Origin of the sequence: Thermonema sp., assembly GCF_026003375.1 — a bacterium.
Taxonomy (GTDB): domain Bacteria; phylum Bacteroidota; class Bacteroidia; order Cytophagales; family Thermonemataceae; genus Thermonema; species Thermonema rossianum.
Window position 1 is genome coordinate 188,403 of the sequence record NZ_BPHD01000001.1, and the last position, 25,382, is coordinate 213,784.

The 25,382-nt window shown below is 48.9% G+C and carries 27 protein-coding genes, 1 tRNA gene and 1 pseudogene; 24 read left to right on the top strand and 5 right to left on the bottom strand.

Translation table 11 applies throughout. The features are described from left to right. Positions 1–15: 15 nt before the first annotated feature. Together QVE43_RS00835 and QVE43_RS00840 are read right to left on the bottom strand one after the other, a co-directional pair. Positions 16–750 carry a LytTR family DNA-binding domain-containing protein gene (locus QVE43_RS00835; protein ID WP_288003840.1) on the bottom strand — a complete coding sequence of 245 codons (735 nt, stop codon included), beginning with the start codon at positions 748–750 and terminating at the stop codon, positions 16–18. Between the two features lie 58 nt (positions 751–808). Beyond that, the gene (locus QVE43_RS00840; protein WP_288003842.1) at positions 809–1,327 is read right to left on the bottom strand and encodes a DUF4296 domain-containing protein; all 519 of its coding nucleotides are present in this window, start codon (positions 1,325–1,327) and stop codon (positions 809–811) included. 43 nt (positions 1,328–1,370) lie between these two features. Here QVE43_RS00840 and QVE43_RS00845 point away from each other — a divergent pair, with 43 nt between their 5' ends. The 14 genes and pseudogenes from QVE43_RS00845 (at position 1,371) to QVE43_RS00910 (ending at position 13,145) form a co-directional block, all read left to right on the top strand. Then, positions 1,371–2,231 carry a DUF58 domain-containing protein gene (locus tag QVE43_RS00845; protein ID WP_288003844.1) on the top strand — a complete coding sequence of 287 codons (861 nt, stop codon included), beginning with the start codon at positions 1,371–1,373 and terminating at the stop codon, positions 2,229–2,231. A gap of 79 nt (positions 2,232–2,310) precedes the next feature. Continuing rightward, positions 2,311–3,799, top strand: a pseudogene (nhaC, locus tag QVE43_RS00850) (Na+/H+ antiporter NhaC). 139 nt (positions 3,800–3,938) lie between these two features. Further along, positions 3,939–4,379: a hypothetical protein gene (locus QVE43_RS00855; protein ID WP_288003845.1), complete on the top strand. Its 441-nt coding sequence runs from the start codon at positions 3,939–3,941 to the stop codon at positions 4,377–4,379. Between the two features lie 4 nt (positions 4,380–4,383). Next, complete coding sequence (locus QVE43_RS00860; RefSeq protein ID WP_038032327.1) at positions 4,384–5,040, top strand: SCO family protein; 657 nt, start codon at positions 4,384–4,386, stop codon at positions 5,038–5,040. After that, positions 5,027–5,443: a cytochrome c gene (locus QVE43_RS00865; protein ID WP_288003848.1), complete on the top strand. Its 417-nt coding sequence runs from the start codon at positions 5,027–5,029 to the stop codon at positions 5,441–5,443. The genes QVE43_RS00860 and QVE43_RS00865 overlap by 14 nt, the downstream gene beginning before the upstream one ends. 114 nt (positions 5,444–5,557) lie before the next feature. Then, a complete protein-coding gene (locus QVE43_RS00870) occupies positions 5,558–6,484 on the top strand; it encodes a hydrogen peroxide-inducible genes activator (RefSeq protein WP_288003850.1) in 927 nt (308 codons plus the stop codon). Positions 6,485–6,524: 40 nt separating this feature from the next. Continuing rightward, entirely contained in the window at positions 6,525–6,830 is a 306-nt protein-coding gene (locus tag QVE43_RS00875; protein WP_288003851.1) for a hypothetical protein, read from the top strand. Positions 6,831–6,838: 8 nt separating this feature from the next. Further along, positions 6,839–7,282: a hypothetical protein gene (locus QVE43_RS00880; RefSeq protein ID WP_288003853.1), complete on the top strand. Its 444-nt coding sequence runs from the start codon at positions 6,839–6,841 to the stop codon at positions 7,280–7,282. A gap of 304 nt (positions 7,283–7,586) precedes the next feature. Further along, complete coding sequence (locus QVE43_RS00885; RefSeq protein ID WP_288003855.1) at positions 7,587–8,330, top strand: hypothetical protein; 744 nt, start codon at positions 7,587–7,589, stop codon at positions 8,328–8,330. Positions 8,331–8,874: 544 nt separating this feature from the next. Further along, positions 8,875–9,303 (top strand): OmpA family protein, encoded by a 429-nt coding sequence (locus QVE43_RS00890; RefSeq protein WP_288004798.1) that lies wholly within the window; start codon positions 8,875–8,877, stop codon positions 9,301–9,303. Positions 9,304–9,469: 166 nt separating this feature from the next. Beyond that, positions 9,470–9,709 carry a hypothetical protein gene (locus QVE43_RS00895; RefSeq protein WP_288003857.1) on the top strand — a complete coding sequence of 80 codons (240 nt, stop codon included), beginning with the start codon at positions 9,470–9,472 and terminating at the stop codon, positions 9,707–9,709. A 116-nt stretch (positions 9,710–9,825) separates the two neighbouring features. Continuing rightward, the gene (locus QVE43_RS00900) at positions 9,826–10,971 is read left to right on the top strand and encodes a hypothetical protein (RefSeq protein WP_288003858.1); all 1,146 of its coding nucleotides are present in this window, start codon (positions 9,826–9,828) and stop codon (positions 10,969–10,971) included. A gap of 159 nt (positions 10,972–11,130) precedes the next feature. Then, positions 11,131–11,997: a UDP-2,3-diacylglucosamine diphosphatase gene (locus QVE43_RS00905; RefSeq protein ID WP_288003860.1), complete on the top strand. Its 867-nt coding sequence runs from the start codon at positions 11,131–11,133 to the stop codon at positions 11,995–11,997. 5 nt (positions 11,998–12,002) lie between these two features. Further along, a complete protein-coding gene (locus tag QVE43_RS00910; RefSeq protein WP_288003862.1) occupies positions 12,003–13,145 on the top strand; it encodes a glycosyltransferase family protein in 1,143 nt (380 codons plus the stop codon). Here the strand turns inward: QVE43_RS00910 and pyrE are convergent. Continuing rightward, positions 13,090–13,728 (bottom strand): orotate phosphoribosyltransferase, encoded by a 639-nt coding sequence (gene pyrE / locus QVE43_RS00915; RefSeq protein WP_288003864.1) that lies wholly within the window; start codon positions 13,726–13,728, stop codon positions 13,090–13,092. The two genes, QVE43_RS00910 and pyrE, sit on opposite strands and share 56 nt — an antisense overlap. 117 nt (positions 13,729–13,845) lie before the next feature. On the opposite strand from pyrE, the gene QVE43_RS00920 reads away from it, so the two are divergent. From QVE43_RS00920 to QVE43_RS00930, 3 genes are read left to right on the top strand one after another with little or no spacing between them, the layout of a single operon-like run. Continuing rightward, complete coding sequence (locus QVE43_RS00920; protein ID WP_288003866.1) at positions 13,846–14,601, top strand: hypothetical protein; 756 nt, start codon at positions 13,846–13,848, stop codon at positions 14,599–14,601. Continuing rightward, the gene (locus QVE43_RS00925) at positions 14,598–15,905 is read left to right on the top strand and encodes an anthranilate synthase component I family protein (RefSeq protein ID WP_288003867.1); all 1,308 of its coding nucleotides are present in this window, start codon (positions 14,598–14,600) and stop codon (positions 15,903–15,905) included. Before QVE43_RS00920 ends, QVE43_RS00925 begins: the two co-directional genes overlap by 4 nt. 51 nt (positions 15,906–15,956) lie before the next feature. Further along, positions 15,957–17,273, top strand: a complete 1,317-nt coding sequence (locus QVE43_RS00930) for a DUF1015 domain-containing protein (protein ID WP_288003869.1) — start codon at positions 15,957–15,959, stop codon at positions 17,271–17,273. A 471-nt stretch (positions 17,274–17,744) separates the two neighbouring features. On the opposite strand, the gene QVE43_RS00935 is transcribed toward QVE43_RS00930, so the two are convergent. Beyond that, positions 17,745–17,828: transfer RNA gene (locus QVE43_RS00935), tRNA-Leu, on the bottom strand. Between the two features lie 167 nt (positions 17,829–17,995). Further along, positions 17,996–18,292, bottom strand: a complete 297-nt coding sequence (locus tag QVE43_RS00940; protein WP_288003870.1) for a putative quinol monooxygenase — start codon at positions 18,290–18,292, stop codon at positions 17,996–17,998. Positions 18,293–18,401: 109 nt separating this feature from the next. On the opposite strand from QVE43_RS00940, the gene QVE43_RS00945 reads away from it, so the two are divergent. From QVE43_RS00945 to sufD, 7 genes are all read left to right on the top strand, one after another. After that, the gene (locus tag QVE43_RS00945; RefSeq protein ID WP_038032556.1) at positions 18,402–19,385 is read left to right on the top strand and encodes a PhoH family protein; all 984 of its coding nucleotides are present in this window, start codon (positions 18,402–18,404) and stop codon (positions 19,383–19,385) included. A 74-nt stretch (positions 19,386–19,459) separates the two neighbouring features. Beyond that, positions 19,460–20,536, top strand: a complete 1,077-nt coding sequence (locus QVE43_RS00950) for an Mrp/NBP35 family ATP-binding protein (RefSeq protein WP_288003871.1) — start codon at positions 19,460–19,462, stop codon at positions 20,534–20,536. 57 nt (positions 20,537–20,593) lie between these two features. Further along, positions 20,594–20,836 carry a NifU family protein gene (locus QVE43_RS00955; RefSeq protein ID WP_038032560.1) on the top strand — a complete coding sequence of 81 codons (243 nt, stop codon included), beginning with the start codon at positions 20,594–20,596 and terminating at the stop codon, positions 20,834–20,836. Between the two features lie 350 nt (positions 20,837–21,186). Continuing rightward, positions 21,187–21,654 carry an Lrp/AsnC ligand binding domain-containing protein gene (locus tag QVE43_RS00960; protein WP_038032563.1) on the top strand — a complete coding sequence of 156 codons (468 nt, stop codon included), beginning with the start codon at positions 21,187–21,189 and terminating at the stop codon, positions 21,652–21,654. An 86-nt stretch (positions 21,655–21,740) separates the two neighbouring features. Further along, the gene (gene sufB, locus QVE43_RS00965; RefSeq protein WP_288003872.1) at positions 21,741–23,198 is read left to right on the top strand and encodes a Fe-S cluster assembly protein SufB; all 1,458 of its coding nucleotides are present in this window, start codon (positions 21,741–21,743) and stop codon (positions 23,196–23,198) included. Between the two features lie 71 nt (positions 23,199–23,269). Next, positions 23,270–24,034 carry a Fe-S cluster assembly ATPase SufC gene (gene sufC / locus QVE43_RS00970; RefSeq protein ID WP_038032566.1) on the top strand — a complete coding sequence of 255 codons (765 nt, stop codon included), beginning with the start codon at positions 23,270–23,272 and terminating at the stop codon, positions 24,032–24,034. 17 nt (positions 24,035–24,051) lie between these two features. Continuing rightward, complete coding sequence (sufD, locus tag QVE43_RS00975; protein WP_288003873.1) at positions 24,052–25,323, top strand: Fe-S cluster assembly protein SufD; 1,272 nt, start codon at positions 24,052–24,054, stop codon at positions 25,321–25,323. Positions 25,324–25,382 lie beyond the last annotated feature (59 nt).

A 25,382-nucleotide genomic window follows, 5' to 3' on the forward strand; every position in this document is an offset into this window, starting at 1 on the left:
GAATGAATAAGGCTTTTATAGCTTGTTGAGCTGGTTGAGAAACTCTTCACGATAGGTTTTCCCTATGGGAATGTATTTCTTCCCGATGACAACACTGTTGTCTTCTATGGCTTCTACCTTTTCCCGGTCTATAATGTAGGAGCGATGGATGCGACGAAAACGGCCGGGGGCATGCTTTTCCAGCTCTGCTTCAAAATTTTTCATGCTGGAGTAAACCACCAATTGCCGTCCCGTAGTGGTATGAATCACCACATAGTCGGCCATGGCTTCTATGTACATGATGTCGTTTAGGCGTACTTTGACTAACTTCTGGTCTATTTTTACGAAAATCTCTTGATTGCCTGCCGCTTCCTCTTGGCTTTGCCCGTTGGGTTTGTGGCCATGCATGCCTTTCAAAAAAGACTGTGCTTTGTTGAGTGCTTTCAAAAAGCGGTGGAACTCCGGGGGTTTTACAATGTAATCGACGGCATCCAGCTCAAAAGCTTCCACGGCAAAGTTGGGATTGGCTGTTACCAATATGGTAGCCGGTGGGTTTTTGAGCGATTTGAGCAGCTCGATGCCTGAAAGCTGGGGCATTTCTATGTCTAAAAACATGATATCTACCTCCTCCTCATTGAGGAAACTGTAGGCTTCTTGTGGATTGTTAAAAACTTGTTTACATTCCACTATACCGGATTTTTCCGCAAATCCCCGCAGTATGGTAGTCATTACGGGATTGTCGTCTACGATGATACAACTGAGCTTTTTCATAATTCAAGTATGTGTAGTTTGTGTATGTACGCTTGATATTATTGTGGTTATACTGCCCCTACCGGGTAGTGGTTTCTTTAGGAATAGATATTGCCTTTTTTTTGATCTTTTCTAATTTCTTTCTCAACAAACTATCAGATGGTTCGCGTTCTTTGGTAGCAGAAGAGGTGTTTTGTTGGGGTGTAATTTCTTTTTCTATTTGCCACAAATCAAATTGCTTGGTGTTGGCACGCAGGTTTAAAGAATCGACGACAGCACTGTAAATTTGATTGATATGGCTGATGTCATGTTCAAGATAGTAGTAATAGGTTTGATAGAAATGAGCAGAGTCGGTGTGATATTTGGCAAATAATTCTTCCCGCAAGGCCTTGAAAACTGCTTTGGCGGTGTCGTTGTTGGGGCGCGAAAACAGGTAAGGCACAGTGGCATCGAGCGTATGCAGGTCTATGAGCAGACGTATCATGCTTGTGTCATCTAAAGCTTCAAAAGCTTTTTGTTGAGACTGTTTGGGGGTGTTGCAGCCCGATAAGGCGATTATCCCAACTTGCAATATAAAAAAAAGCTTGATTTTATGCATCTTGCACAAGATAAATCTGTTGAAAATTGAATAAAAGCAGACGATGCAGGAGCACCTTCACCATATAGTTGCGAAAATAAAAAAAATAGAGTTATCCATCCGGCGTAATGTGTTCAATGAGCTGAAAGGGAACTACCGGTCTTTTTTTAAAGGCAGCGGCTTGGAGTTTACTGCCCTGCGCGAATATCAGTATGGCGACGATGTGCGTTATATAGACTGGATGGCATCGGCCAAAGGGCACGGGGTGTTTTTGAAGGAATACAAGGAAGAGCGCGAGCTGAGTGTGTATATCCTTTTGGACATGAGCGCCTCCATGGCTTATCCGTCAATGCAGAAGTGGCAGACAGCCCGTGAGATTGCGGCTGTCTTGATGTGGCTGAGCCTGCGCGAGCGCTGTGAGGTTACCTTGCTGGGGGCACAGACGACCGCACCGGCTGTTTTCCCGGCGCTGCGTAAGCACCATGCCTTGATGGCTGCACTCGAAAGGTTGTGGGGCTATGCCCCTGCACAGGAGGATGCTTATTTCTCTTGGCAACAGGCTTGCCGGCGCCTGCGCCGCCATTCGGTTGTTATTGTTGTTTCGGATTTTATTCATCCGTTGCGGCAATTTCGCGACTTGGGTGCCTTGCTTTCCTTTCATGAACTGTATTTGGTGCACTTGTTCGATGAGAGCCACTACAGCTTGCCCCCGGTGGGTGTGGCACCGGCCAAAGCCTTGGAAGCGCCCGTCCGGCAATATTTGTATTTCAACAAAAAGCAGGAGCGGGAGGCATACCGCCGCTTTTTTGAACAGCGCTGCCGCCACTTGGATGCCCTGGTGAAGCGGGGACCTGCCCGCATAGCTCATGTGCATACCGGACGGCCTTATGAGCGCGCCCTCTCGCAGTTGTTTATTCAGCTTTGATAGTACTTTACAGACTAAATTTTTACCTTTGCAAATATTTTTACTTAAAAAATGTGCTTTTCAAAATCAAATGCCAATGATGAATGAACAAAACCCTACACCTGTTCCCCCTTTGAGCATCGCCTTGCTTCCCATCCTTTTTTTAATAGGCTTGCTGAGCGTTAATATCAGTATTTTTGGTGATGATGGTTTGAGCGGTTCCAATCAAATTGTTTTGATATTGTCCGGGGCAGTGGCTGCTTTGCTCGCCGGCACACAAGGGGTGTCGTGGAAAGTCATGCGGGCCGGCATCCTGAAAAGCATCGACTCTTCGATGGGGGCTATCCTTATACTGCTGCTCATTGGCTCCTTGTCCGGCACTTGGATGATTAGCGGGGTGGTGCCTACCATGATTTATTACGGCTTGAAAATCCTGAATCCGACCATATTCTTATTTGCCGCTTGTGTTATCAGCGCAGTGGTTTCGCTGGCTACCGGCAGCTCCTGGTCCACCATTGCCACGGTGGGTATTGCCCTGTTGGGTATAGGCAAAGCCTTGGGCTTGGAAGAAGGCGTTATTGCCGGGGCTATCATTTCCGGGGCTTACTTTGGCGATAAGATGTCGCCTCTTTCCGACACTACCAACCTGGCACCGGCGGTGGCCGGCACCGACTTGTTTACGCACATTCGCTACATGACCTACACCACCATTCCTTCCATCACAATCACACTCATTATCTTTTTGATTTGGGGCTTCAACCTGGAAGTGGCAGACCAAGCAGTCGATGTAAGCCATATTCTGCAAGCAATAGAAACAAAGTTTTGGATTCACTGGAGCCTGCTGGTGGTGCCCCTGATTGTTATTTTCATGATAGTGAAGGGGGGTACCGGCTTTGCCTTCCCTGCTGGCGGGTACTTTATTGGGCGCACTGGCGGCGCTGTTGGCACAACCTCAATTGATAGTGGAATTGGGGGGCGACGTCAACTCTTGGAAAGTCTATTATGAAGTACTGATGAAGTCTATTTATACAAGCATGCAAATAGAAACACCCGAGCCCGTGGTAACAGAGCTGCTGAGCACAAAAGGGATGGCCGGCATGTTGCCCACCATTTGGCTGATATTATCGGCTATGGTATTTGGGGGAATCATGGAGTCGAGCCGTATGCTTGAGTCCATCACCCGGCGTATTGTACGTTTGGCGCATTCTACCGGGGCGCTTATTGCCTCTACGGCCGGCACTTGTATCTTTTTCAACATTACGGCCTCTGACCAATACTTGTCTATAGTTGTGCCGGGGCGTATGTTTGCCGACACTTACCGGAAGCGCGGCCTGGCACCCGAAAACCTGAGCCGCACCTTGGAAGACTCGGGCACGGTTACTTCGGTACTGGTACCCTGGAACACTTGCGGGGCCACACAATCGTCGGTGCTGGGCGTAGCCACGTTTACCTATGCGCCTTTTGCTTTCTTCTGTATTTTAAGCCCTCTGATGACCATGTTGTTTGGTTTTCTGAATATAAAAATACGTCGTTTGGAAGAAGCAAAGGATGAATCACCGGTGGCCAAAGACATAGAAATTACCTGGTAGTGGAAAAGCTGCGAAGGACCGGCAGCCGTAAGGTTGCCGGTCTTTGTTTTTTTAGAGCCTTGCCCTGTAAAATAGAGTACCATCATTGGCCGGGCTTGTAACTTTTCATAGTTTTGTCTTGTTAACAAACCGGAAGATTATGTTTTTTAAAAAAATTGCATTCGTATTCTTGGCAGCTGCTTTCTTTGCCTGTGGAACAAACAATGAGCAACAGGAAGCAGAAAAGACACAAAGCCGGGCAGACGTGGCCCGGCAGGAAGTAGAGCAATTACATGACAGCATTATGGTGCGCATGGGCGAAATTCACCGGCTTCATAAACAACTGCTGCACAGCCGCGATTCTTTGGGGGTGGACAGTAGCCGGGTGGCTGTATATGCTCGCTCGCTTGATGAAGCCGAAGAAGCCATGATGCGCTGGATGCGCGAATACCGCAAGCCGGAAGGCGCCTCTGAGGAGGAGCTGCTTCGGTTTTTTGAGCAGGAAAAAGAAAAAATCAAGAGCGTAGGGCTGCAAATGGAAGAAGCTATCGAACAGAGCAAAGCTTTTTTGGACTCTTTGAAACAAACCAAACCGGAATAAAAGCATGAAATACAGCTTGAAAAAAACATTTTGGGTAGCCGGACTTTTGCTGGCATGCGTGGCATGCAAACAAGAAGAGCGCCGCTTGCCTTATCTGGGTGAAAAGAAGGTGGTAGCCAAAGAAGACGGCAGCGGTGTAGATACCGTTTACCATCAAATTCCCCCTTTCCGGTTTGTCAATCAGGAAGGGCAAACCATCACGGACAAAGATTTTGCAGGCAAAGTATATGTGGCTGACTTCTTTTTTACCACCTGCCCAACCATTTGCCCGAAAATGTCGGCAGAAATGCTGAAAGTATATGAGCACTTTCAAGACGACGAGCGCGTGCTTTTGCTCTCACACAGCATCGATACCAAATACGATTCGGTGCCTGTTTTAAAAGCCTATGCCGAAAAACTGGGGGTGTCGGCACCTAAGTGGCATTTTGTCACGGGCAAGCGCGAAGATATTTATGATATTGCAGAATATTATATGGTTACTGCCGGCGAGGACCCGGCGGCGCCCGGTGGTTACATACACAGTGGCGCTTTGATTCTGGTAGATGGGCAACGCCATATTCGTGGCGTGTACAATGGCACTGACCCGGAAGACACAAAAAAACTGATAGAAGACATTGAACTGTTGCTGAAAGAAAACGCCTCTGTCCATGATGAAAAATGAAATATGGTGGTGGAGCTTGATTCCTTTGCTCTTCGTTGCTTTATTTTTACTGAATTTGTATGTGTTCAGCGGAGAGCATAAAGGCAAGGCGCTTTATACCCGGTATTGCGCAAGCTGTCACGGCGACCAAGGCGAGGGCCTACGCCAATTGATTCCACCACTGAATGCCTCCGATTTTGTACAGAAGCATCCCGGCCGCATAGCTTGCATTATCCGCTATGGCATGCAGGGCGAAGTGGTGGTAAATGGCAAAACATTCAACCAACCCATGCCGGCAAATCCGCAACTGTCGGAGGTGGAAATAGCCAACATCGTAAATTATGTGCTGACAGCTTGGGACAACGACTTGCCCGACCGCTCCCCGGCGCAAATAAAAAAAGACCTGCAGCAGTGTAAGGAATAAAGCCGTAAGTGAACCCCAGCCTTGTTAATCAAAAGCAGTCCGCAATGGGCTGCTTTTGATATTTTTTTTGTTTATATTTTGTTTGTTGCTATAAATAAAAATTATTTTATTGCTATGAATTTGCAACAAATTCACTATTTGGTAGCCTTAGATGAGCACCGCCACTTTGCCAAGGCAGCCGAAGCTTGCTGCGTTACACAGCCTACTCTGACCATGCAACTGAAAAAGCTGGAAGAAGAAATCGGTTTTCAGATATTTGACCGCAGCAAACGTCCCATAGAACCCACCGAACACGGGCGTATTGTGGTAGAAAAAGCCAAGCGTATTTGGAACGAGTTGAGTCAACTGCGGGCATGGGTGTCCGAAGAGCGTAATCGCCTGGAAGGCTACTACAGAGTGGGGGTCATTCCTACCTTGGCGCCTTACCTGTTGCCTCGTTTTTTGAAAGAGTGGAGCAGCCGCTATCCGGAAGCCTTCTTCGAAATACAGGAAATGACCACGGGACGCATCATAGAAGGGCTGCGCAGTGGCGAGCTGGATTGGGCACTGGCAGTAACGCCCCTCAATGAAGCAGACTTGCGGGAAGTGCCTGTGTTCTATGAACCTTTTTTGCTCTATTTGCCGGCCAATAGTTTGTTGTTGGCAAAAAAAGAAATAACTTTAGATGACCTGGCAGAACAAAGACTGCTCTTGTTGCAGGAAGGGCACTGTTTTAGGGAGCAAGCCTTGCGTTTGTGCGGGCAAGCGCATCGTGAAAGGCCGGCTGTTTTTGAGTTGTCGGCCGGAAGCATAGAAACGTTGAAAAATATGGTCAAAGAAGGCTTGGGATATACTTTGGTACCTTATCTGAGTGTGTTGCACGAAGCCGGCGCGCCTGTGCGCCCTATTCAAGGGGTCGATGCCGTGCGGGAAGTAAGCCTCATCGTTCACCGTTCGTTTATCAAAGAGCAGTTGTTGGCTTCTATTCATGCCTTGCTGCGCAGCTTGGTGCCCGATAGCCTGAAGGAAGCCAAAGCATACCGTAAGGTAGAGTGGCGATGAGTGACCGGGCGGCGTTCGTTCGTCGCTTAAAAGTGTTCGTTTGTCTTCGGATGGTGTGTCCTTAAGCGAAAAGCGCAGTCCTGAATCAGCCCTCGGGGGCTTTGTGATGGATATGGACGGCGACAGGATAGCTGAATTGCTTGTTAAGAATCCTGCCAATGGTAAGGTATATGTCTTTAACGGAAGGGATGGCACACTGAAGCTTGCCTTTACCGGTCCTAAAACACACCCTTTCACACAGGTAGCGTTGGGCGGTGTGGACAAAAACGGCTTTGGCGATGTTTTTGTAGCCGGTACAGACAGTAAAATTCATCGCTTTGAGTACGGCACTCGACCTTTTCAGTAGAACCGCAAGTGATGCGTCCCCAGCTGGCAGAATTCAACCAAGATGGCATTCCGGAGGTATATGTGGGCAATGCCATTTTCGACGCTTTGACCGGTAAGCGTTGGGTTGCATTCGATGCCGCCAAAAACAGCGGTAAGCATGAAGGACTTTCAGGAAACAATGCAGATGCCTATCCTTTGGCTTTCGATATCTTTAAAAACGGGGACCCCAAGCCCGGTGGGGGTACTTTTGGTCCTGAAGCAGACGGACTGGAATTAATCGTGGGTAATGAGGTGTATTTGGTGGATTTGGGAAACGGCACCAACGAAGACAGTGGCTCGTTGACGTTGGCAGCCACCGTTTTCGGGGGCGCATCAATATTGGCGATTTCAATAATGATGGAGACTTGGAGTTGCTGCTGCCTATGGCTACACACTTTCCAACCTGGGGCGCTACAATACCGGTTCGCATGAATTGATGCTACGTTATCAGTTCTCTACCAAGAAAGACAAGATTATTTCGCCTCGCTTCTTTTAAAAAAACCTAAATCACACCGACCATGACCATGAAGAAATATATGAGTGTCATAGGGCTGTTATTTCTGCTACTATTCGGACAGACCCTTTTTGCCCAAAGCAGAAAAGAGAAAAAAGCAGCAAAAAGTTCGAGAGTTTCCATTATAAAGAAGCTCTTGAGGATTACTTGCAGATTTATGAAAGCGGCAATCAATCCGAAGAGGTGATCCGTCGCATAGCCTATTGCTATAAACAACAGCATATGCCACAGGAAGCAGCGGCGTGGTATGCCCGTCTTTTCGAAAAATATGAGGGAGAGCCCGAAGATATGCTGGCTTATGCCGAAGCGTTCTCTGCCTTAGAGCAATATGAGGCAGCCAAAGAGTGGTACAGGCGCTACTATGAAGCTTCTGAGGACCCTTCCGCTCAACGCTACATAGAAGCTTATGAGCATCTGCCTTATTTCTTTGCAGACTCCTCTAAATATGAGCTGAAAGCAGCGGACTTTAATACCGAGTATGACGAGTTTTCACCGGCATTCTTTAAGCAAGGCATTGTGTTTTGCTCTAATCGTGTTATGCAGGTGACCGGCTCCGGCAAGCAGTTCAAATGGGATGGAACGGCCTTTCTTGACTTGTATTTCTTTGAAAATGGCAAAGTGCGTCCTTTACATGCCGAACTAAACTCTCCTTTCCATGAAGGTCCGTTGGTCTTTACCCGCGATGAAAAAACGGTGTATTTTACCCCTAACAACTACTTCGATGGCAAGTATAAGCAAAGCCATGATGGCATCAATAAACTGAAAATATTTATTGCCGATGTGGACGCCAACGGAAACTTTAGCAACTTGCGCGAGTTTGCTTATAACAGCGATGAGTATTCTGTGGCACATCCCGCTCTATCGCCGGATGGAAATACTCTGTATTTCTCATCAGATATGCCGGGGGCATGGGGCTTCCGACATTTACCGCTGCCGGAAAGAAGGCAACAGCTGGTCAAAGCCTGAAAACTTAGGGGCTGTGATCAATACCCCCGGGCGTGAGTCTTTCCCCTTTGTTGACGATGAAGGACGCCTGTACTTCGCCTCTACGGGGCACGGCGGTTTGGGCGGACTGGATATCTTTGTGTGCGAACCTGACGGAAACGGTGGCTTTAAAGAGCCGGTAAACTTAGGATATCCCATCAACACCAGCCAGGATGACTTTGGCTTCATTTACCGCCCTTCGCAAAAGACCGGTTATTTCAGCTCGCGCAATCGCCCCTATGGCGCCGGAAGAGACGATATTTACTACTTCCGTGTTAAAGACGGGCAACATTCACTGACCGACAAACCCGTGTTGGTGGTCATGCATCCGCAGGTCATAGACGCATGGAGTGGCGAGCCTATTGCGCAGGCTCAACTGTCTTATATTGAGCAAAATACCGCCAAAGAAACCCCCTTGCATGCAGGCGATACCTTGCGTTTGTATCCGGGCACGTATGTGCTGAAAGCCGGGGCACCCAATTATGAAAGGTATGAGCAAACCATTGAAATAGCGAAGGAGCCCGGCATGCAAGCTTATGACCGGACGGTGGCGCTACGTCCCAAGGTGATCATATACAACACCTACTATCCCTATAACCGTTGGGATATCACGCCCGAAGCAGCCCGGCGCCTCGAAGAACTGGCCGCTTTGATGAAAAAATATCCGGAGTTTCAAGTGCAAATAGAAACCCACACAGACAAGCGCGCTTCAGACAAGTACAACGATTGGTTATCGGAAAAGCGTGCCCAGGCAGCAAAACAGTTCTTGGTAAAGGCGGGTGTGCCCGCAGAACGTATTCTCACCGTTCCGGCAGGGGAGCGTAAGCCGGTTGCCGATTGTGAGGCGTGCGACAAGAAATCGCATCAATTGAACCGTCGTGCCGAATACCTGCTGAAAGGGTATAATACGGAAATTCGCTCGCAGCAACCTGAAAACATTCCCGTTATGGAATAATAAAGAAAAATAAAAAGCACCAAAAAACCTGAAAAGGCAGCTCCGGAGCTGCCTTTTCAGGTTTTGTTTGATGATTGCTGCAGGGATGGACAAAAAAGTAGAAGAAAAATTTGGATTTTTTTTTTTTTTTGCTACAATAGCAAGGCAAACCAAAACCACAACACATATGAAAAATGTTAAAAGTCTTACTCGCAGCTTTTTTATGCTCACAGGAGCATTTATTTTGTTGTTAGTGCTTTCGCCTACCACCCAACCTCTCAACTCACAAATTCAACTTTGTGATATTGCCGGGATTAAAGAAGAAGGCACCGGCATAGTTTACTGTATTGGTCTGGGCTCCAGCACCTGTGTGGTGCCCTGCTCTGATGATGGCGGTGGCAAGGAGCCACCTGTACTTGGGTTTTAATTGCTTAATTCATGTACTCTGAGAGCAAGAATATGGTGTCTTGCTCTCGTTTTTTCATTTAGTTGACCTATAAGCTCTACCGTTAAAAATACTACTATAACCTAAATTATAAAGTCATGCTGAAGCATTTTACTTTTCCTGTGGTAAGCCATCTCTTTTTATGCCTCTTTTTTCTTTCTTGCAGTGCACCGGCAGGCAAGGAACAGAAGCATGCACAAACGCTAAAATGGCGTTCAGCTGCTACTTATGTGATTGAGGAATCTAACTTGTTGCCCGAAGATCAACGGGCAGGGCGTTTTCTTTTGTTTAGAAACCCCCGGGCTCAAAGCATCGTCGTGTTTGATTTGGAGAAACGGAAAACCTATGCTTTTAAAAAGCAAGGCAACGGACCCGGTGCCTATCAATTCCTTTTTCAAAACATTGGTTTCTTTAATGACACCTTAGTGGCAGTGTCTAATATTTCAGAACTCTTGCTCTATGACTACCGGAAAGGCGATTTTGTAACTTCCATACCCATAGAGCGCAAGCGGCAAACTTTCGCGCCGCTTCTGTTGCCACGTACCGTAGGGCAGCAAATAATAGCCATCGACCCGCCACAGGGCAAGTGGAGTGACCCGCAGCTGTATCAGCAAAGCAGCCCTTACATATGGGCTTATGACCTGTCCACAGCGCAGACCCATTGGTTGGGGACGTTTCCTGAAGAGGGCAGTTTGCTTAAAGGCGGAAAGCTCTACTACCGGAATGCCGGCTTGCATTTGTTCGACGGAAACGACCGCTATCTGTATGTTGTGCCGGTAGGCGAGCCTTTATTGGTGATATTTGATTTGCAAAGCAAACAAAAGGTGGCAGTAGAACAACTACCGCTCGATGCCTTCTTTGTGCAGACTTATAAGACAGGGAATCCTGAATTTGTTATAAATGATGATGCTGACCCTTACCTGACAAGCCGCTTCGTGCATGTGCAGCTGTTAGGGAAAGATACATTGGCGCTTATTTACCGTAAAGCGTACACTAAGGACAGGCTGCAACAATTTATACAAGAGCATCCGGGCTTCCCCAAAACAGACTTGCCGCCTTTGACTTACCGTTTGGCATATTACCGTCTGTCTGACAAGCAGCTACTCATGGATGTGGACTTGCCTTCGGAAATAGATAAGCCGGTGTCACTGCTGCACACCGGCGGCTTATTGGTCCTGCTGCCCCCTACAGAAGAGTCTGAACAGAAAAACCGCAGTGTTTTGAAGATGTACACATTGGAATAATACGAAGCCGTTTGAACAAACAAAAAGGCAGCTCTCCGGAGCTGTCTTTTTTATTTCTTAACAATCAAGTCTTTATTTTTAACAAAATGCTAAAGGCTTTCTCACGATGGGATGATACGACAACTTTACTTTTGCTTTTGAACAAATGAGTTCTTCGTTATGGGAAAGCCTGCCAAGCAACACTTTAAAACCATCGTGATTTCAGACGTGCACCTGGGGGCTTCGGGCTCTAAGTCAAAAGCTTTGGTGCGCTTTCTGAAACAGTGTAGTTGCGAAACACTGATTTTAAACGGTGACATCATCGATGGCTGGCAGTTGAAACGCTACGGACGCTGGCATAAACGACATACGCGCTTTTTCAAGGCTGTGCTGCGCATGATTGAAAAGCATAAAACCAAGGTCATTTACCTGCGTGGCAACCACGATGACTTCTTGGATCAAATCCTGCCCCTGCATATTGGAAACCTGTCTATTTTGCGCGAATATGTGTATGAAAGCCACGGGCGCCGCTTCTATGTCACCCATGGCGACGTGTTCGACACCATCACCTCCAACCTGCGCTGGCTTGCCAAGTTGGGCGATATAGGCTACTCTTTTTTACTATGGCTCAACAAAAAATACAACCACTACCGCGCCAAGCAGGGATTGCCCTATTATTCCCTTTCTCAAAAAATAAAAAGCAAAGTAAAAACCGCGGTCAACTACATATCTGACTTTGAAGAGCAGCTGGCTGCTTTGGCAAAAAGCAGGGGATGCGACGGCGTGATTTGCGGGCATATTCACCAGGCAGCCATTCGCACCATAGACGGCATACTCTACATGAACTCCGGCGATTGGGTGGAGTCGCTTACTGCACTTACCGAAGACGAGCAAGGGCATTGGCAAATTTACCGCTTTGCCGATGAGAAAAGCATGGCAAAAGAGGTAATGCAGGAAAGTGTGGATGAGCTCGACGACTTGGACGAAATAGACTCTTTTTATGTGGCCACCTGGCTGGATAAAATGACTGCCAACTCCAAGTTTTAACCACCATGGCGCGTTTCTTATTTGTTGTGCAAGGCGAAGGCAGGGGGCATATGACACAAGCCTTAGCCCTGCGCAGCCTGCTACTGAAAGCCGGTCACTCAGTGGTGGCAGTCTTAGTGGGCAGGGTAGAAGGGCGCACCTTGCCTGCCTTTTTTACCGAAGCCTTGTCGGAACCTCTGCATCAGTTCGACAGCCCCAACTTCGTAAAAGACAAAGAAAACAAAGGTATTGCCTGGGGGGCTACTTTTTCGCATAACCTGTGGCAAGCAGGCCGCTTTTTGCACAGCGCCCGTCAAATACGGCAATGGGTGAAGCACTACCGTCCCGACCTGATTGTGAATTTTTATGATTTGTTGGCCGGCATAGCGCATGGACGCCGTTCTTTGGGCGTTCCTATGGTTTGCATAGGGCATCAATACTTGCTCGAGCACCCGGACTTTCGCCATCCGCACTGGGGACTCGACCGCCTGGGGCTTACCCTCAATACGCGCATGACTGCCCGTGGGGCCTCGCTTCAGCTGGCCCTTTCTTTCGACGACGCCTATGCCGATACCCGGAAGATAAAGGTGGTGGCTCCTTTGCTTCGCTCCGAGCTTTATGAGCTGCAGGTAAGCGGCGGCGACTTTATTTTGGCTTATGTGAACAATGCCGGTTATGGAAAAGAAATCATCGAATGGCAGCGGGCACACCCTCATATAAAAGTGCACTGCTTCTGGGACCGGAAGGGGGAGCCCAAAACTTACACGCCCCAACCCAACCTTACGCTGCACCAACTCGACGGCGCTCTTTTCTTGAAAATGATGGCTTCATGCCGTGCCTTGGCTACCACGGCCGGCTTTGAGTCGGTATGCGAAGCCATGGTGCTGGGCAAGCCTGTGCTGATGGTGCCTATCCGCGGGCAATATGAGCAGCAATGCAATGCCCACGATGCCTTGCGTGCCGGCGCCGGTATTTGGGCAAATAGCTTTGACTTGGGGCGCCTTCTGGATTATTTGCCCAGACATCAAGCACGGATAGAAGAAACCCGTGCATGGCATGCACGGGGGCGGCAAAAGTTATTGCACCTGTTAGAACAGGTGGCCGGGCAGCCTTCTATGGTTGCCAACGGTCCGGTGTCAGGCGCCAACGGTTCAGCAGCTCACGGGTAGCCTCATCCATGCCTTGATGGCGCCCGTATGCCTCAATGATATGCCGGTAATCGGTCAGTGTATAGTAGGGTACCTTGGCCTGCTCGAAGGCTTCACGGGCATGTTCAAAGCCGTAGGTTACCACGGCCACAACCCCCAACACATGTGCGCCGGCAGCACGCAAGGCTTCTACTGCTTGCAGACTGCTGCCCCCCGTTGAAATGAGGTCTTCAACTACCACGATGGCTTGCCCTTCATCAAAACGTCCCTCAATTTGGTTGCCCATGCCATGCTCCTTGGGTTTGGAGCGCACATAACAAAAAGGCAAATTCAGCGCGTCGGCTACCAAGGCACCTTGCGGAATGCCGGCAGTAGCCACGCCGGCAATGCCTTCTGCTTGAGCAAAGTGTTCGCGAATAAGCTTGACCAGTCCTTCTTTTATTTCGCTGCGCAAAGAAGGGTAGGAGAGGGTCAGGCGGTTGTCGCAATAAATGGGCGACAGCCAACCGGAACTCCACCGGAAGGGCTCATGCGGACGTATCTTAACGGCACCTATACGCAACAATTCCTCCGCAATGCGGGACGAGAGTGTTTGTGAATCCATGCTTTTGTGTTTTGCTCGTTGGCGACAAAAGTACTAAAAAAAGCACTTGCTTCGGTGTTATTTTGCCTTACGGTGTATCTTTGTATGCCTTCGGAAAATAATTCTGCAAAACCGCTTATGATAAAAAAAGCTGTTACACTGTGCATTTTTGCGCTCTTACTTGTTTGTTTGTTTGCCTGTGAAGTATCTTTTGACCGGGTTACCAAGGTGGCTACTTTGCGGGTATTGCGTGCCAACCCGCGGGATATCAGTTTGCGGGGCGCTTTGGTAGATGTCAGCCCCGGCGATACCATCGTAGAGTATGGTTTCCTGCTGAGTATCGACAACGACCCGGCAGCCGTTACGCCCGATACAGTTCTGCGCTTGGCACAAGGAAGCTTTGTTGAGCCTGCGCTATTTAGTAAAAACTTTCCTGTGGCTGCGCTCATCGATGCCGAAGAAAAAGCCATGGTTGCCCGTGCCTATGCAGTGAAATCTTCGGGCGAGCTTTTATTGGGCGAGCCCGAAGCCTATGTGCTTTCTTTTGGCTTTGTGAATAATGTCAATTTGACAGCCACCTCGCTAAGCTTTGATATGGTGCTTTTCTTTGGCGATTCCTGTACCAATTATGTCACTGATTTGGTAGGGGTGCGCTACGGAGTACTGTTGGGCAGCCGGCGTGAAGTGACCCTGCAAAACGCCCTTGACAGGCAAGAATTTCAAATGGGTAGTAATGTCCTGACCGCCTGTGCAAACGCTACGCCCATAGTCAATCAGGTGGTTTTTGATGGGCTGCAGCCCGGAGCGCTCTATTTCTTGCGTTTCTACTGGATTGGTCCGCTTGGGGTGGTTCACTATGGGGAATCGTATCCGTTTGTAACTCTGGAGCAATGAGCAATATAAGAGACGCCTCAATAGAACCATTGCTTTGCAATTACGCTTGGCAGGACTTGCTTCAGGCAGCCCATGGTTTTGGATATAGCCTCTGCACTTTCCCCAATGAAACAGAAACACCGGCTTATCCTCATGGTCGTTTCCGGGCACTGTTGGCAGTGGGCGCGGTAGAAACCATATTGATAGAGCGTGTTTCTGCCGGGCAACTGCATGACTTGAAAAGCCGCTTGGCCGGGGCATGGTGGTTTGGTGTTGTTGCCTATGATGTAAAAAATGCCTTCGAGCGCCTGCATAGCCACAACGAAGACTTCTTGTCATTGCCGGACCTCTGCCTTTTCCGCCCGCAATGGGTTTTCGAGCGGCGGGGCGACAAAGTGTATTGTTTAAGTGGCGACCCGGAAGCATTTTGGAGCCAAAGTGCCCGGCAGCATTCTTTGCCTGCCGGCGACATGCCCCCCGCCAAAGTGGGCAGGATATACAGCACGGTGAGCCGCCAAGATTATGGACGGACAGTAGAAGCCATTCGCGAAGAAATACGCAATGGCGAGATTTATGAAATGAACTATTGCATTGAGTTTCGTGCAGAGGATGCCCGCTTGCATGCACCTTTCAAACTGTTTGAAACACTGAATCAACGTTCGCCCATGCCCTTTGCGGCTTTTGCCCGCTTGGGCGATTACTATGTGCTTTCTGCCTCGCCCGAGCGTTACATGAAGCGCCAAGGCAGCCGTTTGATTTCGCAGCCCATTAAAGGAACCGCACCAAGAGGAAACACACCGCAGGAAGACGAACAAGCGCGCTGCCGCCTCTTGCAGAGCGAAAAAGAACGTGCCGAAAATATGATGATTGTGGACCTGGTGCGCAACGACCTGGCACGGGTAGGCATACTGGGCACGGTAGAGGTAGAAGAGCTCTTCGGCATTTATACCTTCCGGCGCCTGCATCAGATGGTATCGACCATAGGCGTGGAACTCCCCCCCGAAGCTTCTTTCCTCGATTGCTTAACTGCCACCTTTCCCATGGGCAGCATGACCGGCGCCCCCAAAATCAGGGCAATGGAGCTTATAGAGCAGTACGAAACACAAAAAAGAGGCTGGTATTCCGGCGCTTTGGGCTACATGACCCCCCAAGGCGATTTCGACTGGAACGTATTGATTCGTACCATCTTTTACAATGCCCGCCTGCAGCGCTTGTCGTTTCAGGTAGGAAGTGCCATTACTTACGATGCCTCGCCGGCACAAGAGTGGGCAGAGTGCCTGCTCAAAGCCCGTGCTATGCATGAAGTGTTGCAAGCATATGTATAGTATTTTTTAAATTGCCTGCCTTAATTTTTGAAATCAGAAGTCTTGTTGTTTATGGCAGAAATAAAACCCTTGCGTGCATGGCGCTATCACCCCCGTTTTAGCAAGCAAATAGAAGAATACACCTCGCCGCTGTTTGATGTCATTACCGAAGAGCACCGCCGCATGCTGTACGAAAACCCTTACAACAGCATCCATTTGTCGGTGCCCCGCGATGTGCCCCCTTATGAAAACGTAGCCCGCCGGCTGGAATCATGGAAACAAGAGGGCATTTTGGTGCACGACATGGTGCCTGCCATCTACGTGTATTATCAATACTTTTCGTTGCCCGGCATCGACAAGACCTTCTGCCGCAAAGGCTTCATTGCCAATATCAAAGCTTATGACTGGGACGAAAGGGTGGTGTTGCGTCATGAAAACACCATACCGCAGTCGGTAGAAGACCGCTTGGAAATGCTGCGGCACACCCGCCTCAATGTGGCACCCACCCACGGGCTCTATACCGACCCGTCGCACCGCCTCGAGCCCCTCATGGATGAAGCCATGCAGGCGCCCCTTTATGAAACCGAAGACTACCAAGGTGTAGTGGACAAGCTGGCGGTCATTCATGACGCCGAAGCCATCCGTTGTTTTATCGATCTCATGCGCGACAAACAGGTTATTTTAGCCGATGGACATCACCGCTATTCGGCTTCTCTGGCATACAGAAAAGAGCGTATGCGCCAAAACCCGCACCACAGCGGGCATGAGCCCTACAACTACCACCTGATGTATTTCACCAATACCGAAGCCGATGATATCCGCATTCTGCCCACACATCGACTTATTTCAGGTTTAAAAAACTTTGACTTGCAAAGTTTTTGTGTGGCGCTTGAACCTTATTTCACCATAAAACCCGTAGCTGACCCTTACACCCTGCAGGAGGTCATTACGGGCAAACCTTGGGCTTTTGGAGTGATATTGCCCGGACGCTATTTGAAAATCCGTCTGAAGCCCGAACTCACCGCCAAGGTGGAAGAGCTGGTGCCTTGGGATTTTCCTGCCCTCATCAAACGCCTGGACTTGACCGTCCTGCATGCTTTGGTCATAGAAAACGCCTTGGGTATTCCCGGCAAAGAACAAGCGAAGAGCGAAAACATACAATATACCCGCAGCTTGGGCGAGTGCGTCGATAAAGTGCGCGGCGGGGAGGCACAACTGGCGCTCATCAACCGCGAAATCAGCATAGAAACCGTCAAAGAGGTGTGCTACAGCGGCTATACTTTGCCGCAGAAATCCACTTACTTCTATCCGAAGGTGGTGTGTGGCTTTTTGTTCGGCAGCGTGCACGACGACGAATTCAATGCCCTTGCCGACCGTTTGTTTTCATAAAAAAAGCCCCGGCATTGCTTGCCTCAAGGGGAGGTAAGCCGGGCGTTGTCATCTCGAACGAAGCGCAGCGTAGAGTGTCATTTCGAACCGAACGTAGTGAGGTGAGAAATCTCATCAAGAAACTACGCCACAAAACGTAAAATAGATTTCTCGCTTGCGCTCGAAATGACAAAAGGGTGTGCTCGAAATGGTAAAAGGGAAGGCTCGGCAGTGCGTAGTTTGTCACCTTAAACGAAGCATAAGTGAAGTGAGAAGCTTTATTCTTATCTAACCAAGCCGCATTTTCAGCTTCTTGTCATTTCGAACGAGCGAAGCGAGTGAGAAATCTCAAACCTAATCACACCAAGCCACAAGAAGTAAAAGAAATTTCTCGCTTGCGCTCGAAATGACAAAAGGGGGGAGGTTTGAAATGGGAAGAAGGCCAAAAGGGGAAAAAACAAAAAAACCGGTGTTTCCTGCACCGGTTTTGTGTACCCGAGGCGGGACTCGAACCCGCACGGTGTTGCCACCACCAGATTTTGAGTCTGGCGCGTCTACCAATTCCGCCACCCGGGTTTGTGTTTTGTTCTTGGGTTTTCCGTGAATTGGTGTTGCAAATTTAGGCAGCCTTTTGAAAACTGCAAAACTTTTTTGAAAAATTTTTTTGCAAAAAAAGACAAGTGTTTTGTTTTCAGAGCGATAAAAACACATTTTTTTGCTGCTTTTACAACCCTTCCATGGCACTATGGCAAACAGTGGCGCTGTTCCAAGCTCCATGCCTGAGGGCGTTCATTAAAGTATTTCTTTGTTTCGCCCCATACTTTACGAAAGAGTTCCGATTGGCGATAGGCTTCCAGGGCCGCTTCGTCGCGCCAGTGGCTATAAGTGAAAAAAACAGAAGGTGCATCTTTTTGCTGTAGCAACTCCAGGTGTAAACAGCCGTCAAAGGTGCGGATATGTGCTTTGTAGGTTTCGAAGAGTTGTAAAAAAGTGTCGATATACGCTTCGTCGAAGCTCATGCGGACAATACGAACAATCATGCTTTTTTTCGTGTTTTCTGATTAAACCATTTCCCGGGAATCAAAAATAAAGAATAAATTTGCTTGTGTACTCATATTTTTATTTCCAAAACCTAAAATAGGAGAGCGCTTGATAGAGAAAGTAATTATTTTGGAAAACGTATCCTTGGTTGACTTTTTGGGCGTAGGCAACGCCAATATCAAAGAAATTGCAGCGGCTTTTCCTGCCAGCCGCATCATTTCAAGGGGCAATGAAATCCGTATTCAGGGGCGCCCGCCTGAAATCATCAAAATCAATGCTATCATACAGGCTCTTCTGGAGCACTACCACCGCTATGGGCATCTGACTGTTGACAAGGTGCAAACTCTGCTGCAGGAAGACAGCGCCCATGAGCGCAGCCTGCAAGAGCTTGAGGAGTACCGCGACGAAATCTTGTTGTATGGTGTGCAGGGAGCCCCCATCAAGCCGCGCACGCTGAATCAAATGCAACTGGTGAAAGCGTCTTTTGAAAATGACTTGGTGTTTGCCTTGGGACCGGCCGGTACCGGTAAAACCTACATATCGGTGGCATTGGCAGTGCGTGCTTTGAAAAACAAATTGGTCAAAAAGATTATCATTACCCGTCCGGCAGTAGAAGCCGGTGAACATTTGGGTTTCCTGCCCGGCGACCTCAAAGACAAGGTGGACCCTTATCTGCGCCCTATTTACGACGCCTTGGACGACATGATACCCGCCGAGAAGTTTAAATTTTACGAGGAAAACCGGGTCATCGAAATTGCCCCGCTGGCATATATGCGGGGGCGCACCCTGCACGATGCTTTTGTGTTGCTGGACGAGGCGCAAAACACCACCCCCATGCAGATGAAAATGTTTTTGACCCGTATGGGACCCAATTCAAAAGTGATTGTAACCGGCGACCATTCGCAAATAGACCTGCCGTCGAAACAACGCTCCGGCTTGGTGGAAGCGATGCAAGCCCTGCGGGGCGTGAAAGGCATCGGCTTTGTAGAGCTGACCACCCAAGACGTGGTGCGGCATAAACTGGTCAAGTCCATTATCAAAGCTTATGAAAAATACGAGGGCAAACAGCACAAAGACGGCGAAAACAACTAATACGTTGTTTTTGTTGTAAATTGCGCCCTCTTAAAATAAAATACACAAAACACCTTAAATATTCGACCGAAGCCATGATTACAAAAGAAAAAGTGTTGCAAGCATTGAGCACGGTGCCCGAGCCTGACTTAAAGGGGGATTTGGTGTCGCTCAATATGATTCGGGACATCGAGATAGAGGGCAAGCAAGTGCGCTTTACCGTGGTGCTGACAACGCCGGCGTGTCCTTTGAAAGAAAAAATAAAAAGTGATTGTGAAGCGGCTCTGCGCCGTGACTTGGGCGACGACATCAGCATAGATATTCATATGACTGCCGAGGTGGCGCCCTCTGCTAAAGCCCCTTTGATTCAGGGCGTGAAAAACGTGATTGCCATTGCTTCCGGCAAAGGAGGGGTAGGAAAATCTACCGTTACGGCCAACTTGGCAGTAGCCTTGGCTAAAGCCGGCGCGCGCGTGGGGATTGTAGATGCCGACATCTTCGGACCTTCTATTCCCACCATGTTTGGCGTGGAAGGCGAGCACCCGCCCGTGCAAGATATCGACGGTAAGCAATATATCATTCCTGTGCAGGCGCATGGCGTAAAGGTGATTTCCATGGGATTTTTGGCACCCGAAGAAAGCGCCATCGTATGGCGGGGTCCCATGGCAAGCAAAGCCCTGATTCAGTTCTTTGGCGATGTGTATTGGGACGAGCTCGACTACCTGCTGGTTGATTTGCCTCCCGGCACCAGTGATATTCATCTGACTTTGGTGCAGGCTATCCCGCTCAGTGGGGCAGTAGTGGTAACCACCCCCCAAAAGGTAGCCCTTGCCGATGCCATCAAAGCAATAGCCATGTTTCGTCAGCCGCAAATACAAGTGCCTATTTTAGGTTTGATTGAAAACATGGCTTATTTTACACCTGCCGAGCTTCCTGAAAACAAGTATTATATATTTGGAAAAGACGGAGGGAAAATGCTGGCAGAGCGCTTCGATATACCTTTCCTGGGCGAGGTGCCTTTGGTGCAAGCCTTACGCGAAGGGGGCGATGCCGGCACACCCATTGCCATTGAAGAAGAGCACCCCGTAGGCAAGGCTTTTGCCGAAATTGCCTCTACTTTGGCACAGCAGTTGGCAGTGCGTAATGCGCAAGCAGAAGCCGCCACTTCATAAGGAACAGCACCATGCAAAATACTGTTATCTTTGTAACCGACTTATCCGGACAAACCTATGTCTATTCTTGAACGCATAGAAGCTGCACTCGACAACATTCGCCCATACCTGGAAACGGACGGGGGCAACATACGGGTAGTGGAAGTAACCGATGACCTGGTGGTAAAGCTGGAGTTACTGGGCGCTTGTAGCTCTTGCCCTATGTCTTCCATGACTTTTAAAGCCGGGGTAGAGGAAGCTATTCGCAAAGCAGTGCCCGAAATCAAAGCCATTGAAGCGGTGAATGTGCCCATCGATTGAGTGCTTTTGAACAGAAACAAAAACGAAAAGCGCCCTGTACGGGGCGCTTTTTTGCTGTAGGGGGAGGATTCGAACCTCCACGGGGCGGTTAGGTGCGGCTGTCACGGCACAGACTGCCCGAAAGTACCGGACAGCCGACTTTTTCCCTTATCCCCACCCGCGAGACCGGCGGGCATGGCTGCCTGTTTCATCACCCTACAATTTTTGTTCTTTTGCTTGTTGCAAATATATAACAAACTTTGTTTTTGTTGAAAGTTTTTTGTTTAAAATTTCAAAAGAATAGATTTTATTCAATTTTTAGCTTGATTTAATGATTGTTTTTTAATTTTGTGTAAAAAACAGTTGCCAAAATGGGAGAATATTCAATAGACGACACCGACCGTGCCATTTTGAACTTGCTGTTGCAGAATGCAGACCTGTCGTATCAAGAAATAGCCGAGAAGGTATTTGTTTCGCCGGGTACGGTGCACCTGCGCATCAAGAAAATGAAGCAGGCAGGCATTATTTTGGGCAGCCGCCTGCAGGTTGCCGAGCATCTGTTGGGCTTCGACATCACCTGCTTCATAGGCATCTTTTTGGAAAAAAGCACTTATTACGAAACCGTGGCCGATGCCCTGCAAGCCATGCCCGAGGTGGTAGAGGTGCACTATACTACCGGGGCTTACAGCATCTTTTTAAAAGCCATTTGCCGCGACACGGCGCACCTGCGTACCTTCCTGCATGACCGCTTACAGAAACTGCCGGGAGTGCAGCGTACCGAAACGCTCATATCGCTCGAAGAGCGTTTTAATAGACCGCATCTATTGCCCGATAAGTAAGATTTTTTCAACGTAGAAGAAACATTATCAGAGAATTTTTGTTAATTTTGCAGTGATTGAAATTAGTCTAAATAAGAAGATAAGCTATGAGTAAGCCTCATTCAACCGACGACATTCTGCAGCAGCACATCAATTCGGATTATAAGTATGGTTTTACCACCAATATAGAGATAGACACAGCCCCCAAGGGCTTAAATGAAGATATCATTCGTTTTATTTCGAAAAAGAAGAATGAACCCGATTGGATGCTGGAGTGGCGACTGAATGCCTTCCGGCAGTGGCAGAAAATGGAAGAACCTCATCATTGGGCTAATATTCAATATCCCCCCATCAATTACCAGGAGCTTATTTATTATGCGGCGCCGAAGCAGAAAAAGCGCCCCAAAAGCCTTGACGAGGTGGACCCCGAACTGCGCCGCACCTTTGAAAAGCTGGGTATATCGCTCGAAGAGCAAAAGCGCCTGACCGGTGTGGCAGTGGACGCTGTCATGGACAGTGTGTCGGTGATTACCACCTTCCGCGAAAAGCTGGCCGAGCTGGGCATTATCTTTTGTCCTATTAGCGAAGCCATTCAAGAATACCCCGAACTGGTGCGCAAGTATTTGGGCAGCGTAGTGCCTGTTTCCGATAATTTCTTCGCAGCTTTGAACTCGGCAGTATTCAGCGATGGCTCTTTTGTATATATCCCCAAGGGTGTGCGCTGTCCCATGGAGCTCTCTACCTATTTCCGCATCAATGCGCAAAACACAGGGCAGTTTGAGCGTACACTCATCATCGCCGAAGAAGGGGCTTATGTGAGCTACCTGGAAGGGTGCACTGCCCCCATGCGCGATGAAAATCAGCTGCATGCCGCCGTGGTGGAGCTGATTGCCCTGGACAATGCCGAAATAAAATACTCTACGGTGCAGAACTGGTACCCGGGCGATAAAGACGGCAAAGGCGGTATTTACAACTTCGTAACCAAGCGCGGCATCTGTGCCGGTAAGAACTCGAAAATATCTTGGACACAAGTAGAAACCGGCTCTGCCATCACTTGGAAATACCCTTCGGTGATTCTGAAAGGGGATAACTCGGTTGGTGAGTTCTATTCGGTGGCCGTAACCAACAACTACCAACAGGCAGACACCGGTACCAAGATGATTCATATTGGCAAGAACACCCGCAGCCGCATCGTTTCGAAAGGTATTTCGGCAGGTAAGAGCCAGAACTCATATCGTGGATTGGTGCAGGTGCACCGTCGTGCGGAAAATGCCCGCAACTTCTCTCAATGCGATTCTTTGCTCATTGGCGACAAGTGCGGTGCGCATACCTTCCCTTATATCGAGGTGAAAAACAACACTGCCATAGTAGAACACGAGGCAACCACTTCGAAGATAGGCGAAGACCAGCTGTTTTATTGTCAACAGCGGGGCATAGACCCCGAAACGGCCGTGGCTTTGATTGTCAACGGCTATGCAAAAGAAGTGCTGAAACAGTTGCCTATGGAGTTTGCCGTAGAAGCACAAAAACTATTGGCTATCTCTTTGGAAGGCAGCGTAGGTTGATGCCGTCTTTACGAAACGTTTACTTTTTTCATAATTGAAGCAAACCAATATTTTAAAATATCGAATACTCTATGTTATCTATAAAAAACCTGAAAGCGCGCGTAGAAGAAAAGGAAATCCTGAAAGGATTGAACTTGGAAGTGAAGCCGGGGGAAGTGCATGCCATCATGGGACCCAACGGCTCAGGCAAAAGTACATTGGCCAATGTATTGGCCGGGCGTGAAGACTATGAAGTAACTGAAGGCGAGGTGCTCTTCATGGGAAAGAACCTGCTGGAATTAGAGCCCGAAGAAAGAGCCGGTGAAGGTGTGTTTTTGGCGTTTCAATACCCGGTAGAGATTCCCGGCGTTACTACTGCCAACTTCTTGAAAACGGCTGTGAACGCCGTGCGCCAGTACCGGGGACTCGACCCACTGGATGCCGTGCAGTTCCTGAAGCTGCTCAAAGAAAAGATGAAGCTCGTTGAAATGGACAGCAGTTTGGTGAACCGATCGCTCAACGAAGGCTTTTCCGGTGGCGAGAAGAAGCGCAACGAAATATTGCAAATGGCTATGCTCGAACCCAAGCTGGCCATCCTTGACGAAACCGATTCCGGCTTGGATATCGACGCCCTGCGCATTGTGGCAGAAGGCGTAAATAAGTTGCGTTCGAAAGACAACGCCTTTATTGTGGTAACCCACTACCAACGCTTGCTCAACTATATAGAGCCCGATTACGTGCATGTGCTTTACAAGGGCCGTATCGTAAAATCCGGCACCAAAGAGTTGGCGCTTGAACTCGAAGAGCGCGGATATGACTGGATTAAAGAAGAAGTAGATGCCAACGCTTCATTTTAATTGACCCTGAGTAAACTATGACAACGCAAATAACACCTGAACTCATCTCTCGACAACTTAGCGAACGCTACCAACAGCTGGCGGCCGGCATGCCCGCTACTGCCGGGTTCCGCGAAGCCGCTTTTCAAAAGCTGTTGCAGCAAGAGGTCCCTTCTACCCGTCATGAAGAGTGGAAGTACACCAATATTCGCAGTGTTTGGAAGAAGCTGGGCGAATCTGCCGGTGAAACGACCGCCGCTCCCTCGCCCCATTGGCAGGGCGACGCCTTGAAGGTGCGTCTGGCAGGCGGACAAGTGGTAGAGCCGGCCGAAGTCGAGACCGCCAATTATATAGTATGCAGCCTGAAAAAAGCCTTCGAAAAGCATCAAGACAAGCTGCAGGCTTATTTTGCCAAGCACACCCACCTGCAAGACGATTACTTCGTGCTTCTGAACAATGCCCTGTGGTCTGACGGTTTGTTTGTGTGGGTAAAGCGTGGGCAAACCCTGCCCCAAACCTTGGCTGTCTTCTTTGAAGAAGGACAAAGCACACTGGAGAATACACGCCACCTTTTTCTTTTGGAAGAAGGAGCGCAGCTTGAATGTGCATACTTTTTTACCGGCGACAGTCCAATACACAGTTTGCACAACTGCATCACGGAAGCTTATCTGGCAAAAGATGCTTCCATGAAGCACTATATTGCCGAAGCCGAAGCTTTCCACCACAGCCGTGTGCTGCGCACCTTTGCAGATGTAGAGCAAAATGCCAACTACTATAATGTGACTTTTGTGTTGGGCGGCCATGTTGCGCGCCATGACTTGTGTGCTGCCCTGAAAGGAACCCATGCCGAAGCGCATTTTTACGGCTTGACCTACCTGCGTGGCAATGCCCACGCCGACCACCATACTGTAGTGGACCACATCGCCCCCAAAACACAAAGCAACGAATTGTACAAAGGAGTGTATGACGGGCAGTCGGCGGGCGTGTTCAACGGCAAAATCTATGTGCGCCCCGATGCGCAGCAAACCAATGCTTTTCAGTCGAACCGCACCATTCTGCTCACACCGGAGGCAAGCATCAATACCAAGCCGCAGCTGGAAATATGGGCAGATGACGTGAAGTGTTCGCATGGGGCTACCATCGGGCAACTCGACGAAGATGCACTCTTTTATTTGCGCGCGCGTGGTATCCCCAAAGCACAGGCTAAAGCCCTTTTGCTACAGGCATTTGCAGGTGAAGTGCTCGACTATGTAGGCAACGATTCATTGAAAGAATATTTGCTTGCACGTCTTCAAGAGCGCTTTTCTTGAAACTCGAACGCCTCTTTTCACGTTAGTTTCTTAAATTGAAGGGCTATTTTTCAACCTCG

Coding starts and splice junctions, on each gene's coding strand:
- pyrE (WP_288003864.1), bottom strand. CDS start 13,728: ATGGATTCACAAACACTCTCGTCCCGCATTGCGGAGGAATTGTTGCGT.
- sufD (WP_288003873.1), top strand. CDS start 24,052: ATGACAACGCAAATAACACCTGAACTCATCTCTCGACAACTTAGCGAA.
- QVE43_RS00925 (WP_288003867.1), top strand. CDS start 14,598: ATGAGCAATATAAGAGACGCCTCAATAGAACCATTGCTTTGCAATTAC.
- QVE43_RS00920 (WP_288003866.1), top strand. CDS start 13,846: ATGATAAAAAAAGCTGTTACACTGTGCATTTTTGCGCTCTTACTTGTT.
- QVE43_RS00870 (WP_288003850.1), top strand. CDS start 5,558: ATGAATTTGCAACAAATTCACTATTTGGTAGCCTTAGATGAGCACCGC.
- QVE43_RS00960 (WP_038032563.1), top strand. CDS start 21,187: ATGGGAGAATATTCAATAGACGACACCGACCGTGCCATTTTGAACTTG.
- QVE43_RS00865 (WP_288003848.1), top strand. CDS start 5,027: ATGATGAAAAATGAAATATGGTGGTGGAGCTTGATTCCTTTGCTCTTC.
- QVE43_RS00890 (WP_288004798.1), top strand. CDS start 8,875: ATGCAAGCTTATGACCGGACGGTGGCGCTACGTCCCAAGGTGATCATA.
- QVE43_RS00910 (WP_288003862.1), top strand. CDS start 12,003: ATGGCGCGTTTCTTATTTGTTGTGCAAGGCGAAGGCAGGGGGCATATG.
- sufB (WP_288003872.1), top strand. CDS start 21,741: ATGAGTAAGCCTCATTCAACCGACGACATTCTGCAGCAGCACATCAAT.
- QVE43_RS00835 (WP_288003840.1), bottom strand. CDS start 750: ATGAAAAAGCTCAGTTGTATCATCGTAGACGACAATCCCGTAATGACT.
- QVE43_RS00860 (WP_038032327.1), top strand. CDS start 4,384: ATGAAATACAGCTTGAAAAAAACATTTTGGGTAGCCGGACTTTTGCTG.
- QVE43_RS00950 (WP_288003871.1), top strand. CDS start 19,460: ATGATTACAAAAGAAAAAGTGTTGCAAGCATTGAGCACGGTGCCCGAG.
- QVE43_RS00845 (WP_288003844.1), top strand. CDS start 1,371: ATGCAGGAGCACCTTCACCATATAGTTGCGAAAATAAAAAAAATAGAG.
- QVE43_RS00900 (WP_288003858.1), top strand. CDS start 9,826: ATGCTGAAGCATTTTACTTTTCCTGTGGTAAGCCATCTCTTTTTATGC.
- sufC (WP_038032566.1), top strand. CDS start 23,270: ATGTTATCTATAAAAAACCTGAAAGCGCGCGTAGAAGAAAAGGAAATC.
- QVE43_RS00840 (WP_288003842.1), bottom strand. CDS start 1,327: ATGCATAAAATCAAGCTTTTTTTTATATTGCAAGTTGGGATAATCGCC.
- QVE43_RS00940 (WP_288003870.1), bottom strand. CDS start 18,292: ATGATTGTTCGTATTGTCCGCATGAGCTTCGACGAAGCGTATATCGAC.
- QVE43_RS00885 (WP_288003855.1), top strand. CDS start 7,587: ATGCCACAGGAAGCAGCGGCGTGGTATGCCCGTCTTTTCGAAAAATAT.
- QVE43_RS00905 (WP_288003860.1), top strand. CDS start 11,131: ATGGGAAAGCCTGCCAAGCAACACTTTAAAACCATCGTGATTTCAGAC.
- QVE43_RS00955 (WP_038032560.1), top strand. CDS start 20,594: ATGTCTATTCTTGAACGCATAGAAGCTGCACTCGACAACATTCGCCCA.
- QVE43_RS00855 (WP_288003845.1), top strand. CDS start 3,939: ATGTTTTTTAAAAAAATTGCATTCGTATTCTTGGCAGCTGCTTTCTTT.
- QVE43_RS00930 (WP_288003869.1), top strand. CDS start 15,957: ATGGCAGAAATAAAACCCTTGCGTGCATGGCGCTATCACCCCCGTTTT.
- QVE43_RS00895 (WP_288003857.1), top strand. CDS start 9,470: ATGAAAAATGTTAAAAGTCTTACTCGCAGCTTTTTTATGCTCACAGGA.